This window comes from Bacillus sp. 11C, from assembly GCF_055486375.1.
Genome location: NZ_JBUPVZ010000007.1, coordinates 1 through 12,841, shown reverse-complemented (window position 1 = coordinate 12,841; position 12,841 = coordinate 1). Strand labels below are relative to the sequence as shown.

15 protein-coding genes and 3 riboswitches are annotated in these 12,841 nt (G+C 43.8%); of the genes, 9 read left to right on the top strand and 6 right to left on the bottom strand.

The features are described 5' to 3' along the window. Window positions 1-121: 121 nt before the first annotated feature. Window positions 122-277: riboswitch (SAM riboswitch) on the bottom strand. A gap of 131 nt (window positions 278-408) precedes the next feature. After that, on the bottom strand, window positions 409-1,368 hold the full coding sequence (gene isp, locus ACY3LV_RS11380) for a serine protease Isp (protein ID WP_333560560.1): 960 nt from the start codon (window positions 1,366-1,368) through the stop codon (window positions 409-411). 223 nt (window positions 1,369-1,591) lie between these two features. Here isp and rsbRB point away from each other — a divergent pair, with 223 nt between their 5' ends. Then, a complete protein-coding gene (rsbRB, locus tag ACY3LV_RS11375; RefSeq protein WP_333560559.1) occupies window positions 1,592-2,425 on the top strand; it encodes an RsbT co-antagonist RsbRB in 834 nt (277 codons plus the stop codon). A 33-nt stretch (window positions 2,426-2,458) separates the two neighbouring features. Here rsbRB and thiX read toward each other — a convergent pair whose 3' ends face one another. Genes thiX through ACY3LV_RS11355 form a run of 4 tightly spaced genes read right to left on the bottom strand, consistent with a single transcriptional unit; the run spans window position 2,459 to window position 6,031 of the window. Continuing rightward, on the bottom strand, window positions 2,459-3,223 hold the full coding sequence (gene thiX / locus ACY3LV_RS11370; protein ID WP_464863807.1) for an HMP/thiamine ABC transporter permease ThiX: 765 nt from the start codon (window positions 3,221-3,223) through the stop codon (window positions 2,459-2,461). Then, on the bottom strand, window positions 3,198-4,841 hold the full coding sequence (locus ACY3LV_RS11365) for an ABC transporter ATP-binding protein (protein ID WP_464863806.1): 1,644 nt from the start codon (window positions 4,839-4,841) through the stop codon (window positions 3,198-3,200). The genes thiX and ACY3LV_RS11365 overlap by 26 nt, the downstream gene beginning before the upstream one ends. Then, complete coding sequence (locus tag ACY3LV_RS11360) at window positions 4,828-5,427, bottom strand: ECF transporter S component (protein ID WP_148963799.1); 600 nt, start codon at window positions 5,425-5,427, stop codon at window positions 4,828-4,830. The genes ACY3LV_RS11365 and ACY3LV_RS11360 overlap by 14 nt, the downstream gene beginning before the upstream one ends. A 40-nt stretch (window positions 5,428-5,467) precedes the next feature. Then, window positions 5,468-6,031 (bottom strand): YkoF family thiamine/hydroxymethylpyrimidine-binding protein, encoded by a 564-nt coding sequence (locus ACY3LV_RS11355; protein WP_464863805.1) that lies wholly within the window; start codon window positions 6,029-6,031, stop codon window positions 5,468-5,470. A gap of 94 nt (window positions 6,032-6,125) precedes the next feature. Continuing rightward, window positions 6,126-6,238: riboswitch (TPP riboswitch) on the bottom strand. 102 nt (window positions 6,239-6,340) lie between these two features. On the opposite strand from ACY3LV_RS11355, the gene ykoG reads away from it, so the two are divergent. From ykoG to mgtE, 6 genes are all read left to right on the top strand, one after another. Continuing rightward, window positions 6,341-7,027 carry a two-component system response regulator YkoG gene (gene ykoG, locus ACY3LV_RS11350; protein ID WP_333517772.1) on the top strand — a complete coding sequence of 229 codons (687 nt, stop codon included), beginning with the start codon at window positions 6,341-6,343 and terminating at the stop codon, window positions 7,025-7,027. A 3-nt stretch (window positions 7,028-7,030) separates the two neighbouring features. Beyond that, the gene (locus tag ACY3LV_RS11345; protein WP_464863804.1) at window positions 7,031-8,392 is read left to right on the top strand and encodes an ATP-binding protein; all 1,362 of its coding nucleotides are present in this window, start codon (window positions 7,031-7,033) and stop codon (window positions 8,390-8,392) included. Further along, window positions 8,392-9,069 carry a PepSY domain-containing protein gene (locus tag ACY3LV_RS11340; RefSeq protein ID WP_464863803.1) on the top strand — a complete coding sequence of 226 codons (678 nt, stop codon included), beginning with the start codon at window positions 8,392-8,394 and terminating at the stop codon, window positions 9,067-9,069. Before ACY3LV_RS11345 ends, ACY3LV_RS11340 begins: the two co-directional genes overlap by 1 nt. A 92-nt stretch (window positions 9,070-9,161) precedes the next feature. Next, the gene (locus tag ACY3LV_RS11335) at window positions 9,162-9,677 is read left to right on the top strand and encodes a PepSY domain-containing protein (protein WP_333560554.1); all 516 of its coding nucleotides are present in this window, start codon (window positions 9,162-9,164) and stop codon (window positions 9,675-9,677) included. Between the two features lie 84 nt (window positions 9,678-9,761). Then, complete coding sequence (locus ACY3LV_RS11330; protein ID WP_003218541.1) at window positions 9,762-9,899, top strand: transcriptional regulator SplA domain-containing protein; 138 nt, start codon at window positions 9,762-9,764, stop codon at window positions 9,897-9,899. 107 nt (window positions 9,900-10,006) lie between these two features. Beyond that, window positions 10,007-10,173: riboswitch (M-box (ykoK) riboswitch) on the top strand. Between the two features lie 229 nt (window positions 10,174-10,402). Then, window positions 10,403-11,758 carry a magnesium transporter gene (mgtE, locus tag ACY3LV_RS11325; RefSeq protein ID WP_087990953.1) on the top strand — a complete coding sequence of 452 codons (1,356 nt, stop codon included), beginning with the start codon at window positions 10,403-10,405 and terminating at the stop codon, window positions 11,756-11,758. Between the two features lie 42 nt (window positions 11,759-11,800). Here the strand turns inward: mgtE and tnrA are convergent, their stop codons facing one another. After that, complete coding sequence (gene tnrA / locus ACY3LV_RS11320; protein WP_003218544.1) at window positions 11,801-12,133, bottom strand: MerR family transcriptional regulator TnrA; 333 nt, start codon at window positions 12,131-12,133, stop codon at window positions 11,801-11,803. Window positions 12,134-12,326: 193 nt separating this feature from the next. Between tnrA and ACY3LV_RS11315 the strand changes: the two genes are divergently transcribed. Further along, entirely contained in the window at window positions 12,327-12,482 is a 156-nt protein-coding gene (locus ACY3LV_RS11315) for a hypothetical protein (protein WP_087990954.1), read from the top strand. An 87-nt stretch (window positions 12,483-12,569) separates the two neighbouring features. Next, window positions 12,570-12,752, top strand: a complete 183-nt coding sequence (locus tag ACY3LV_RS11310; RefSeq protein ID WP_148963793.1) for a stress protein — start codon at window positions 12,570-12,572, stop codon at window positions 12,750-12,752. Window positions 12,753-12,841: the final 89 nt, after the last annotated feature.

The following is a 12,841-nucleotide window of genomic DNA, read 5'->3' as shown; positions in this document are numbered from 1 at the left end:
TCCTCCTTTATATGTAAAACACTCTCGTTAACCCGCGGATACAGGCTGCTAAGAGGTTTTCTCACAACAAAAAGCCTCTTTCCCATGAGAGAAAGAGGCTTTTCTGCGTAAAACACTGCCTCTCTCATCTCTCAGACACAATCTGATGGAATTAGCACCGTGCCTTATGAGACAGCAGTCTCGGCGCGAAAAGCAGTGCGCCCCATTTCACAATGGAATTACGGTCGGTTGCTGTTGGGGTCAAAAGGCCAATCCCTCGCCCAACTCTCGATAAGAGAAAATGTTATTAATTTTTTGAAAAGTTAAATCATTTGTTGGTAATCTTAACAGTAATTCAAATTTGTTGTCAACATAGAATTTGAAATTTTATTTACTCTATGTGGTTTATGTTATATAAGAAAAATAATTTTATAGGGTCATCAAATGTGATTGCGCTGCTCTTTCTGCCAGCTCATCAGGAGCGGTTAAATACAGGAATCCATTACCTGCCAGCGTTTTTGCAATATCGAGAGGGAGTGTTCTGCGGACCAGCTGTGCATAAACTTCAGTTTCAGAAAGCTTTCGTTGAAATGATTCTTCTTCATAGCTTTTGATTAAAGCAAGCGCTCCGCTGACATGAGGGGCAGCCATTGAAGTGCCGGTAAGCTTACCGTACTTCTTGTTAGGAAGGGTGGACACTATATTTTCTCCCGGTGCCACAAGATCAATCTCTTTATTGGCGTTAGAAAATTCTGATAATTCACGCGCTACGGAAACAGATCCAACCGCGATCACTTCATTATAAGCCGCAGGGTAGGAAAGCTCTTCTGTTCGTTCGTTTCCGTCACCTTCATTTCCCGCTGCGCAAACGACAAGCACTCCGTTTTTGACGGCGTTTTTCACCGCTTCTTCAAGCTCCGGCACATCGTTCGGTCCGCCAAGGGACATCGAGATGATATCGGCTTTCTGTTCCACAGCGTAGTTAATGCCGTTAATAATCCATTCATATTGGCCGCTGCCGTTTGCACCGCCAAGAACTTTCACAATCAATAGGCTTGCCTCAGGCGCGACCCCGGCAATGCCGCCGTTTGAATCGTTAGCTGCAATCGTTCCGGCGACGTGTGTGCCGTGTCCGTTGTAATCGGAAATCGCATCTTCCTTGCCGCCGTCATCATCCGTGAAGTTCTTTCCGCCGATGACTTGATTTTTTAAATCAGGGTGGCTTATGTCGCAGCCCGTGTCCAATACAGCAATTTTCACATTTTTTCCTTTTACCCCTTTTGCCCATATTTCTGGCGCCTTAATCACTTTAATGCCTTCAGGAAGCTCGTTTACATCCATGATCTGCTCATTCGTCACATACGGGATCAAGCGGATTTCACCATTCATAAAAAAGCCCTCCTTTTTTATGCTTGCAAGTGGATACAAGGATGTTGCTTCACATTATATGAAAAAAGCAACCGCTCGGACAGAGCCATTTGAAGCATTTTGAAAAAATAGGATACAACCCAAAGAATTAGTAATTTTCAAAATATTGGATGGCTTCAGCTTGTATGACTGGGATTCAGCGGTCAGTCAAGTTATAATAGTGTTTGGGGAAAGGAGTAGTGTGATGAAACTGAATGAAAAATTATATGCATTTTTTTCAGAGTATGTGGAACAAATGGCTGATGAATGGATTGAAACGATGGAAGAAAGCGATCCGAATTCGATTTATGCCTTACATAATGCATCTGTAACGGAAGAATTGAAAGAACAGGACAGAGAATTTTACCGGCATCTGAATGACATGTATGTTTTACCGGAAAAACAATTTCTCGAAGAATTTCGAGTGTGGGTCATTGAGCTGACGAACGATCAAAAGCATCTCGACACTCCGGTTCAGTATGTGATTCGGGAGTTTATGAGAAACCGGAGATTATATACGAAGTATTTTGAGAAGTTCGCAGAAGAAAATGAGTCGGCGTTTGAACCGGGAGAGAAACAAAAATGGGCCGATTTGATTGTAAAAGTTTTTGATTTTACCATTTATACATTCGTCGATCACGCTGAAGCAAATGCCAAACAGCAATTAAACGCCCAGAGAGAAATGATATTGGAATTAAGCTCGCCTATCATTACCCTGAGCAAATCAACAGCTCTGCTGCCGCTTGTCGGTGACATTGACACTGAACGTGCAAAGTTTATTCTGGAAAACACGCTTCATGCTTGTGCAAAAAGACGCGTGGAGCATCTGTTAATCGATCTATCAGGTGTGGTGGTGGTTGATACGATGGTGGCGCACCAAATCTTTAAATTGATTGAGGCGCTCACTTTAATCGGTGTCAGGTCAACCCTGTCAGGAATCAGGCCTGAAATCGCGCAAACCGCTGTACAGCTGGGGATTGATTTTTCGAATATTACAATTAAAACCAATCTTGCCCAGGCATTAAACTATCATCAATAAGAAAAAAATCCGCTATCAACCGATAGCGGATTTTTATGAGGCAAAACATAGGGATACGAGTAAAGATCCTGCGAATAACAAGAGAACGAGGCAAAAGAACAGCCAATCGCGGCGGTTTACGGTCAGTGTCCGGTAATATGTCCGGTTTCTGCTTCCTGTAAAACCTTTTGATTCCATCGCAAGCGCTGTCCGTTCCGCTTTTCTGATGGCGCTGGCCAACAGCGGGATGGTATACCGCTTTAGCGCGCTGATTTTCTCAATGAAGCCGCTCTCTGCCGCTCCTCCTCTGATTTTATGAGCCTGCTGGATCAGCTGGATTTCATCCTTTAACAGCGGAAGAAAACGAAAGCCTGCAATGACCCCGTATGCGAGCTTTGGTGAGAGCTTGCATTGCTGGACAAGGCTCAGCATAAATAAAATGGGATCGGTCGTAAAGACAAACATCATCGATAACGCGGAAAAGCACAAAATACGAAACCCGAGAGAAATGCCGACAGAGACATTATCGCTGTTGATTGAGATAGGGCCTGCTTGAAACAAGAAATTATCCGGAGTTGTCGGGACCTTGCCAAAAACAGCGGCTGTCCATACGCATCCGAATGCCAAAATCAAAAACGGAATCGTAAACAAAAACCATTTTTTTAAAGGGATTCTGGCCGCCAATAGGACACCGGCAACGATGATGATATAAAAACACACAGGAGTGTAAGGATTGTAAATAAACGACAGCATGACGACACACAAAAAAACCGCCGCGGCTTTCACTGTCGGATTAATGAGATGTAACGGCTGCTTCATCACGCACCTCCTCTTGGTAGGCCATCCATTCATATAGAAGGGGGAGGGTGAGCTTTGCTTTTTGGACAAGCCCTTTTTCCTGAGAAAATAACTGCGCTGGAGATCCGTCAAAAGCTAGATTCGTATCATGGAGAACAAGCACGCTGTCGGCATACGAAGAGACAAGCTCCATATCGTGCGTAATCATAAGGACAGCGGTTCCTTCTTCCTTAATACGCCGAATCATATCCATGCATTCAGCCGCCGTATGGGCGTCCTGGCCAAAGGTTGGTTCGTCTAATAATAAAACCTTTACATCATGCATGAGCATAGTAGCGACACTCAGGCGCCGTTTTTGTCCTTGGCTGATCGCAAACGGATGATGATCAGCCAAATGCGCAAGACTGAAACGATCCAGCAGATGGTGCGCTTTTTCCTTAGTTTCAGCATTTACTTTTTGACCGAACATCAGCTCGTCATACACCGTATTGGTGACGAACTGATGCTCCGGGTTTTGAAAAACAAATCCCAAACGTTTTCGCAGTTCTTTTTCTTTATATGAATGCAGCGGCTGATCATATAGAAGAATCTTGCCGCTTTGCGGCTTCATAAGACGTGCGAGAACAGATAAAAGCGTCGATTTACCAGTGCCGTTAGGGCCGACAAGCGCCGTCAAAGAGCCTTCGTGCAATGAAAAGCTAAGGTCTTTGAAAATCGTCTGATGTCCTCTTGCGAATGAAAGGCCGCTGACTTCCAGCACACTCTTCCCAGAAGGAGTTTCTTTCTTTTCTGCATACTCGGCAGGAAAAGGCTTTTTGAACAGCGTTTCCTTTGATAAAGTAAACGGCATACTGCATTTTTTCTGCAGATCAGATACTTTTGGAATCGCGATGCCCATTTGCTTTAGGGTTGCCGCTTCGTACTGAAATAGATCTTGCGTTCGGCCATCCAGCGCTTTTTTTCCTGCTTTGTCCAGCACGATCGTTCTTTCAACCCAAGGCGTCCAGTCATCAAGCTGATGCTCAATGACAAGGAGGCTGAAGCCTTTATCACGCTGAAGATCTTTCATCATGTGAACGAACTCCCGCGCTGAATAAGGATCTAGAAGAGAAGTCGGCTCGTCTAACATAATGAGCTCGGGTTCCATGGCCAGTATACAGGCAAGAGCAACTTTCTGTTTTTGTCCCCCTGACAAAGTGGATATTGTTTTTTCTTTTAAATGAGCAATACGTAATTTTTCTAAAACGGCATCGATCTTCTCCGTCATCTCTTCTTTCGGAATCTGCAGATTTTCCAGCCCGAAAGCGATTTCGTCCTCCACCGTCAGCATGCAAAACTGCTGATCGGGGTCCTGAAAGACGACCCCGGCATACTGGGCTACCGTTTCGGAGGCTCCAGGGTCTGTGACCGGCTTTTCAAGTAAAAATACATGCCCCGACTGTGTGCCGTCACAAGCCTCCGGGTAGAGACCGTTTAAACAAAGGGCGAGCGAGCTTTTTCCGCATCCGCTCGGTCCTAGCAATAAAGCGCATTCTCCTTTTTGAAGCTCAAACGAAATATTTTGAAAAACCGGGTTCGCGTCTTCTTCATAAGAGAAGCTGAGCCTGTCAACCGTGAGAAGCTTATCAAAGGCTTGCATGTTCTGATACCCGTTTCCGTTTCTTTTTCAGTTCCTTTCCGAGTGCCATTCCGTTTAGCACGCCCGTATAAGCGAGAGAGTCGCTGACAGCCTTCCCGAGAAGTCCCGCAAGAAGTGCGCCGGAAGCAAGACGGATTATAAACAAAATGAGAAGATAACCTGGTGAATAGGCAATATAGCCAGAAACAAATAGATTATAGATAAAGCTGGCTACTGAAGATCCCATTCCTGCCAGCATAAGTACAGGCAGAGAATATGCTTTCCAGCGCGTCGCGAGAAATACAGCTTCAGCCCCGAGACCTTGAACGATGCCGACGACGATGACCATCGGGCCAGATGGATTTCCCAGCAGGCATTCAACGAGAGCGGCTATGACTTCAGAAACTAGCGCTGCTCCGGGTTTTCGAATAATGTACGCGGCGATGATGGAAACGATAAACCAAATACCGAAAATAGGTTCATAAGCGATTGGACCGAACATACCTGCAAGTACGTTTCCAAAATGCGTAAATAATAAATAAACCACGGCAAAAACAATACTGATAACGGACATAATGACAATTTCTTTTACTTTCCAGCTTTTCATTTTATCCCTGCTTTCTGTTTTTTCTAGATGGACTGTTAGCCTAAACATTCACAGTCATGGTTACGTGCTTTGTTTGCTTTCCAGCCATACGGAAAACGGCTTCCAATGTCCTGAATACGTCATGCGCATCCCCGTCAAGCTCACTCGCGTAATGGACACCTTGTACGAAGGTGCCTTCTGCTTTCGCAATGTCGACAGCTTCCATGATCAAGCCCATATAATCGGGCTCATTCATCGGATAAAGGGCAAATTGGCACGGCGCTTCCGCGTTCAGGCTCCGGACAGCATCTTCATTGACACGATTATCGTCTGCGGAAAGATATGTATCTCCTTGTGTGTCGCCCGGGCATCCGATGGAAAACGTGCCGTTCATGACGATGTGTTTTTCGCTGTTTGCCGCGTTAAGATAAATGGCTTTGGCTGCATCGAATACATGATCAGCCGATCCTCGTAAGATTGTGCTGATATGGTCGGTTTTCGTCCAAACCTTAGATGTGTCGGTTTTTTTCAGTGCAGACTTGATCACATTGATAAAATCATCTGTCATCGGATATAAAGAGAACCGAAAACCGGCGATTCTGCTTGTACCGCATATTTGCTGCATTTCTTTCACCTCTTGTTTTTTGGTAAAATAAAAAACTGCATATTCTAAGGGAATATGCAGTAAGAGATCGATTAAGCGCACAAAAAATACACCATTCGGTCAACCTGCACTTCCCCACGCTGGTATTATCCAGATCGGGTCATAAGGGATCAAAGCGCGTTACTCTCGCGCTTTATCTCAGCCAAAACAGCACCCCTAGTGCTTTCCGTATACAATTTTTTATGTTGACATCATAATAGATGATAAGAATCATTTTGTAAACCAAGAAATCATTTTTTTCATATCGAGTCAGGAGAGGGATGATCGGATTTGGAAAAAGGACACATATTAATTGTGGAAGATGAAGAAAAAATCGCCAGAGTGCTTCAGCTTGAATTGGAGTATGAAGGTTACAGCGTTACCATGAAACACAATGGTACGGAAGGGCTGAATGCGGCAGCGGAAGGCGGGTATACCTTGGTGCTTCTTGATGTTATGCTTCCGGGACTTAGCGGCCTGGAGGTGCTGCGCCGCTTGAGAAAAACGGATTCGCAAACACCGGTCATTTTATTAACGGCGCGCGACAGTGTGCCTGATAAGGTAACTGGACTGGACATCGGTGCCAATGACTATGTCACAAAGCCGTTTGAAATTGAAGAATTACTTGCCAGAATCAGGGCGGCACTGCGCCAAAAAGGGACAAAAACAAAAGATATTGACACCTTTCTTACTTATGACGACTTACGGGTGAATGAAAAAACACGTGAAGTGAGACGCGGAGACAAAGAGGTGGAATTAACGCCGCGGGAATTTGATTTGCTCGTCTATATGCTGAAGCATCCGCAGCAAGTGCTGACACGGGAGCAGATTTTAAGCTCAGTATGGGGATTTGATTATATTGGTGATACAAATGTCGTGGACGTCTACATCAGATACATCAGAAAAAAGTTGGATTATCCTTACGAAAAACAGCTGATCCATACGATTCGCGGGGTTGGCTATGCCATTAAGGGGTAAAAAATGAAGCTAAAGACCAAGATTCATCTATACACATCACTATCGCTGTTACTGTTATTAATTCTGGTCCATACCGCGGTCTATCTCATTTTTTCATCCGCCCTGACATCAAAGGATGCGGCCCGGCTTGCAGATGAGACCAGTAACATCGCCGAAGCACTGCATGCTGCTGAAACAGAAGGAGTGGCTTTGCAGGACATGCTGCAGGCCTATCTTCCGGCAAACGGCATGGTCCGTGTTGTGAATGGAGATCAAAAAGCCGTTATGACGATGACAAAAGAAAAAGCGTATAAAGATTTCCCTCTCGCTTTTCATAGCGGTGAAACTGCAGATGTAAGGAAACATGACGGCAAACTGTTTGCTGAAGCTGCTGTTCCGGTTATTTGGACCGATGGGCAAGTGGTATCTCTTCAGCTGGTTGAAAGGCTGGAGAACACAGAAGAGAGTCTGTTTCTGCTGAAAATCATCTTAATCGCTGCGAGTGCTGCTGTCTGTATCGCTTCTTTTTTTGCGGGAAGCTTGCTCGCCCGCCGGATCATCAATCCAATCAGGCGATTAATGATGACGATGAAAGACATACAGCGGGAGAAAGCATTCAAAACGATTTCCTTGGAAGGACAGTCCCACGACGAGTTATATCAGATGGGGCTGACGTTTAATGAGATGGCGATGATGCTGAAAGATCATTACGATAAACAGCAGCAATTCGTTCAAGATGCTTCACACGAATTGAAAACCCCGCTCACGATTATAGAAAGCTACAGCAGCCTGATGAAGCGATGGGGGGCAAAAAAGCCGGAAGTGCTTGAGGAATCGATAGAAGCCATTTATTCAGAAGCGCTGCATATGAAAAAACTGACCAATCAGCTTCTGACGTTGGCCAAAAGCCACGAAGGCATTGAGCTTGATCTGAAAACAATCGATCTGGTTGAAGTGTCGCGCACTGTCATGCAAACGCTCCAGCCTGTCTATCAGCGTGACATTTTTCTTGAAACAGATAAGGAGAGCCTGTTTGTAATAGCTGATGAAGAACGCATCAAGCAGCTGCTGACCATTTTGCTCGATAATGCCATTAAATATAGTGAAAAAGCCATTGTGATGACAGCCAAAACGAGGAATGGGCTGCCGTTTCTGTCAGTAAGGGATGAAGGCATCGGAATACCTGAGGAGCATATCCCGCACCTGTTCGAACGGTTCTACCGAGCGGATGAGGCACGAAACAGAAAAACAGGCGGAACGGGTTTAGGCCTTTCCATTGCCAAGCAAATCGCCGATGAGCACGGCCTTGAGCTGTCTGTAAAAAGTACGCCGGAACAAGGAACAGCTGTCACCATGGAATTCAGAGAACAGAATGGGGGAGGCTGATGAACAAAACAATCAAAGCAATTTCTGCTGCAGCGGCGGTTTTAGCCATCATCATCTGTGCGGTTCTTATCATTCGGCAAACCCATGAAGATGTAATGTCAAAGAAGGCTGTCGTAAAAAAAGTCGAAGCCTCTTATGAAGGCGAAATCACGAATGTAACACAATCAAAGGATAAAAAAACATATGATATGACCCTTGAAAATCCAAAGGGAACTTATTTTATAAAAGCTGATGCAAAATCGGCAGACATTCTTTCGATGAACAGAGTTAAAGAGATGAATCCATCTGTCATGACAGAAAAAGAAGCCGAGCAACTCGCACTTGAGCGGGTCCCGGGAACCGTCAAAAAACAAACACATCAGAATCGTGTTGCCACATATACCATTCAAAAAAAAGACGGAAAAACATACGAAGTGAAGGTAGACATGCAGGAAAAAGCAGTTGTGTCTGCTGACCAAATCAGCAGTAAAGACCAACCCAAAACACCGATTACGGAAAACGAAGCGAAAACCATTGCAGAGAGAGAAACGGGCGGGACGGCGGATGACGCAGATCTCGAAGAAAGTGGGGGCACTCTCATCTTTGAAGTGGATGTTGATCTTCCGGATGATAAAGAAGCGACAGTGAAAATCAATGCCTACACCGGAAAAGTTGCGAACATTGTGTATGAAGACTGACGTTTTCTCATCAAATTCTCATCTTTCTTTCGTTTTCCTTTCATGTTAAGTATGTAAACTGTACTCATACACATACAAAGGAGGAATCACATATGCTTAAGAAACGATGGATGGTTGGTCTTTTAGCAGGATGTTTAGCGGCTGGCGGATTCAGCTACAACGCGTTTGCGAAAGAAAACAATGATAACACACAGACTGCCGCTTCCGAGACTGGTGCACTCACTGAACAGGAAGCACAATCAATTGCCAAAACGGTTGTTGACGGCACAGTGGAAGACATCGACAGAGATATTTACAACGGTAAAGAAGTCTATGAAGTAGAGATCGAAAAAGACGGTGAAGACTACGACGTTTATGTAGATATTAAGACAAGACAAGCGCTTAATGACCCGTTAAAGGAGAAAGCAGAACAAGTCGCTATAACAAAAGAAGAAGCTGAAGAAATGGCCTTAAAGCAAACCAACGGAACCGTAACAGAAAGCAAGCTTGATGTAGACGACGGCGCTTACATCTACGAAATTGAGATCCAAACGAAACAAGGCACTGAGGCGGAATTTGACATCTCCGCAAAGGATGGCCGTATCATCAAGCAGGAGATAGACGACTAATCAAAACCCCCGCAGCAGCGGGGGGTTTTTTCATGATAAGAAGCCTTCGTTTGGACAATCTAAATAGAAAAGGAGGCGAAACACATGGAAAAGAAAGAGGAGCAATACATCAATCAGGCTGAATATGTCCCTCATCCGACAAAAGAAGGAGAATATGCTTTATTTCTTCATGAAACATATCATTTGCTCTCGGAAGATGATGAAACGCAAACAACAGAATAAGGGCTTAGGCCCTTGTTTTGTTCCGTTATTGTGATGAAAGCGCATTAATTACTTTTTTGAGTTGACACAGCTTGTTTTTTTCTGTAATCTCAGTGTGTCAATTCAATTATGAACTTCGTTAGGTGAGGCTCCTGTATGGAGATACGCTGCTGCCCAAAAATGTCCAAAGACGCCAATGGGTCAACAGAAATCATCGACATAAGGTGATTTTTAATGCAGCTGGATGATTGCTCCTATGCCATACAGTGCTAAAGCTCTACGATTGAAGGCGCCCGCACGCTTTTTTTTGCCGTGTTTCTTTCTCCTTCAATCCCGAAGGCTTTTTTTATGCCTTTAAAACGAATCTTATCAAAGGAGGTGCGGAGTATGGATTCTCCCCATTCGAGTCAATCTGAAGAAGTACCCATATACTATGACAGCAAGACAATTGATTACACGGTGAGGAGACGTGCCGCACCTTCAGGCGAGGCCGGCACGTCTCCGTAGAGGAGGTACGAGTCCTTATGGTTCAAAACATGACCTATGACGAACTCATTTTACGCATCATTATTTTATTGCGAGACGGGAAGATTAAGGATTTCAGAAGCGTTATTGATGAGCTTCAGCCCTATGATATGGCATTTATTTTCAAAGAAATGCCGGAAAAACACCGCGCCCGCTATTTATCTTATTTAACTGTAGATGATATCACGGATATGATCGGGGAGCTGGAGCGCGAATTTCAGCTTGCCGTCTTAAATAAAGTCGGAAAAACAAAAGCAACACTTGCGATGAACAAAATGGACAACGATGACCTCGCGCAATTGCTTGAAGAAATGGATGAAGAACTGAAGGAACAGCTTTTGTCCAGCATGGAAGCGTCAGAGTCAAAAGCTGTACAGCTTTTGATGAACTATCCGGCCGACTCAGCGGGACGCATGATGACAAACCGGTTTGTGTGGATTCCTCAGCATTACACGGTAAAAGACGCGGTCGTCAAATTAAAAAGCTTTGCTGAAATAGCTGAATCGATCAACTACTTATATGTCATCAATGAAAGCAAACAGCTGGTGGGCGTGTTATCCTACCGTGATTTGATTTTGGGCGAACCTGAAGAAAAGGTGCAGGATTTAATGTTTACCCGCGTCATATCAGCAGACGCTCTTCAGGATCAGGAAGAAGTTGCCCGTCTGATTGAACGTTACGATTTCTTGGCGATCCCGGTTGTGGAAGAAAACAATGTTCTTGTCGGCATTGTAACAGTCGATGATATTATCGACGTCGTCATTCGGGAAGCTGATGAGGATTACGAAAAATTTGCCGCTTCCGGTAAAGACATCACCTTTGACACAAAGTCTTATGTGGCGGCATACCGACGCTTGCCATGGCTGATTTTGCTCTTGTTTATCGGGCTGATTTCAGGAAGCATTATCAGTTATTTTGAAGATGCGCTGCAGCAGGTTGTCGCGCTGGCATTTTTCATGCCGATGGTGTCAGGGATGACAGGAAATACGGGAACACAATCCCTCGCGGTTGTCATCAGAGGGTTGTCTAAAGAAGAATTGAACAAAAAAACGATTGTACGCCTGATCTTTCGGGAGTTCAGAACAAGTATTTATATCGGAGCGGTTTGTTCTGTGCTGATTGCGATTGTCTCCATCTTATGGCAGGGAAACGCACTGCTGGGGTTTGTTGTCGCTTCTTCACTATTCTTCACTTTAATTATCGGCACAATGTCAGGAACAATTATCCCTATTATTTTGCACAAGCTGAAAGTAGACCCGGCGATCGCTTCAGGGCCGCTGATCACAACATTAAACGATATTTTGTCTTTATTAATTTACTTTGGCATTGCCACTGCATTCATACACTCATTATAAAGGTAAAAAGTCCGTCTCAATTGCGAGTCGGACTTTTATCATTTAACGGTTTTTGTACCGAAAGTGCGCATTAAGCTGCCCCTCCAGCATTTTTTTCCGCACTTGCGGATCGTTTTTTAACATTTGCTCTTTTTTCCGCATATCTTTTAAAATCTCTGCCGTCTGTACGCCGTCTTCACGCTTATTGGCGATATCCATCAGCCGTTCAACATCGGCAAAAGAATATTTTCTTGTTCCCCTTGAAGAACGCTGCGGATAAATGAGTTTTCGTTCCTCATAATACCTGATCTGTCTTACGGACAATCCTGTTAATTCACTCACAATCCCGATTGAAATCACTTTTTTGTCTTTATAAGAATGATCTTCTGTGGCCATTTTTCCACCCCTGGATGTCTTTTGATAATATTATACAAAAAACAAAGAGAAAAAACCTGACGCTTGTCATATTTCCTAACATCAAATAGAAGATTTTTGAAAAAATACGGAAGAAAAATTAACAAGAATAATGCGTAACACACAAGTGCGTTTTATCCTTTATATAACGATTAACTGAGGAGGAAGGATAATCATGGAGGAAGAAAAAGCGGTCTCACTGGCAAAAGAAATTATAGAGTTGGATATCAAGCGTGATGAAATGCTGGAGACGTTTATGCAGCTCGCCGGAGAACATGCTTTTCAATTATTAAGATCGGTTCAAAACGGACATTACCGAAAATCTTCGTAATTATAAATTCTTTACATTAGATTCATACCACGTTCATTTAAATAGAGTATCTTGTGTATAGGATACCTCATAATAAAGGAGGACGCCATGAGTAATTTATTGAAATCGGCTTTAGAAAAAGAACGAAGCCATTATTCTGAAAAACTCTTTCAAATAGGAGTTTATAATAAAGAAGTCATGAACAAAATGACGATTTCTGAACTGCGGAAGGAATACGCATATTTCTTTCGAAGCATTCCAAATGACAAAAGATATCCTTATACAAGATAATGTATAAGGATATTCAGCTTGTAGAGAAAACGACGTTTTTTCTACAAGCTTTTTTGTTTTCTGCTGTTTCTTTAGTTGTTCAGCTAATT

Coding starts and splice junctions, on each gene's coding strand:
- isp (WP_333560560.1), bottom strand. CDS start 1,368: ATGAATGGTGAAATCCGCTTGATCCCGTATGTGACGAATGAGCAGATC.
- rsbRB (WP_333560559.1), top strand. CDS start 1,592: ATGAAACTGAATGAAAAATTATATGCATTTTTTTCAGAGTATGTGGAA.
- thiX (WP_464863807.1), bottom strand. CDS start 3,223: ATGAAGCAGCCGTTACATCTCATTAATCCGACAGTGAAAGCCGCGGCG.
- ACY3LV_RS11365 (WP_464863806.1), bottom strand. CDS start 4,841: ATGCAAGCCTTTGATAAGCTTCTCACGGTTGACAGGCTCAGCTTCTCT.
- ACY3LV_RS11360 (WP_148963799.1), bottom strand. CDS start 5,427: ATGAAAAGCTGGAAAGTAAAAGAAATTGTCATTATGTCCGTTATCAGT.
- ACY3LV_RS11355 (WP_464863805.1), bottom strand. CDS start 6,031: ATGCAGCAAATATGCGGTACAAGCAGAATCGCCGGTTTTCGGTTCTCT.
- ACY3LV_RS11345 (WP_464863804.1), top strand. CDS start 7,031: ATGAAGCTAAAGACCAAGATTCATCTATACACATCACTATCGCTGTTA.
- ACY3LV_RS11340 (WP_464863803.1), top strand. CDS start 8,392: ATGAACAAAACAATCAAAGCAATTTCTGCTGCAGCGGCGGTTTTAGCC.
- ACY3LV_RS11335 (WP_333560554.1), top strand. CDS start 9,162: ATGCTTAAGAAACGATGGATGGTTGGTCTTTTAGCAGGATGTTTAGCG.
- ACY3LV_RS11330 (WP_003218541.1), top strand. CDS start 9,762: ATGGAAAAGAAAGAGGAGCAATACATCAATCAGGCTGAATATGTCCCT.
- mgtE (WP_087990953.1), top strand. CDS start 10,403: ATGGTTCAAAACATGACCTATGACGAACTCATTTTACGCATCATTATT.
- tnrA (WP_003218544.1), bottom strand. CDS start 12,133: ATGGCCACAGAAGATCATTCTTATAAAGACAAAAAAGTGATTTCAATC.
- ACY3LV_RS11315 (WP_087990954.1), top strand. CDS start 12,327: ATGGAGGAAGAAAAAGCGGTCTCACTGGCAAAAGAAATTATAGAGTTG.
- ACY3LV_RS11310 (WP_148963793.1), top strand. CDS start 12,570: ATGAGTAATTTATTGAAATCGGCTTTAGAAAAAGAACGAAGCCATTAT.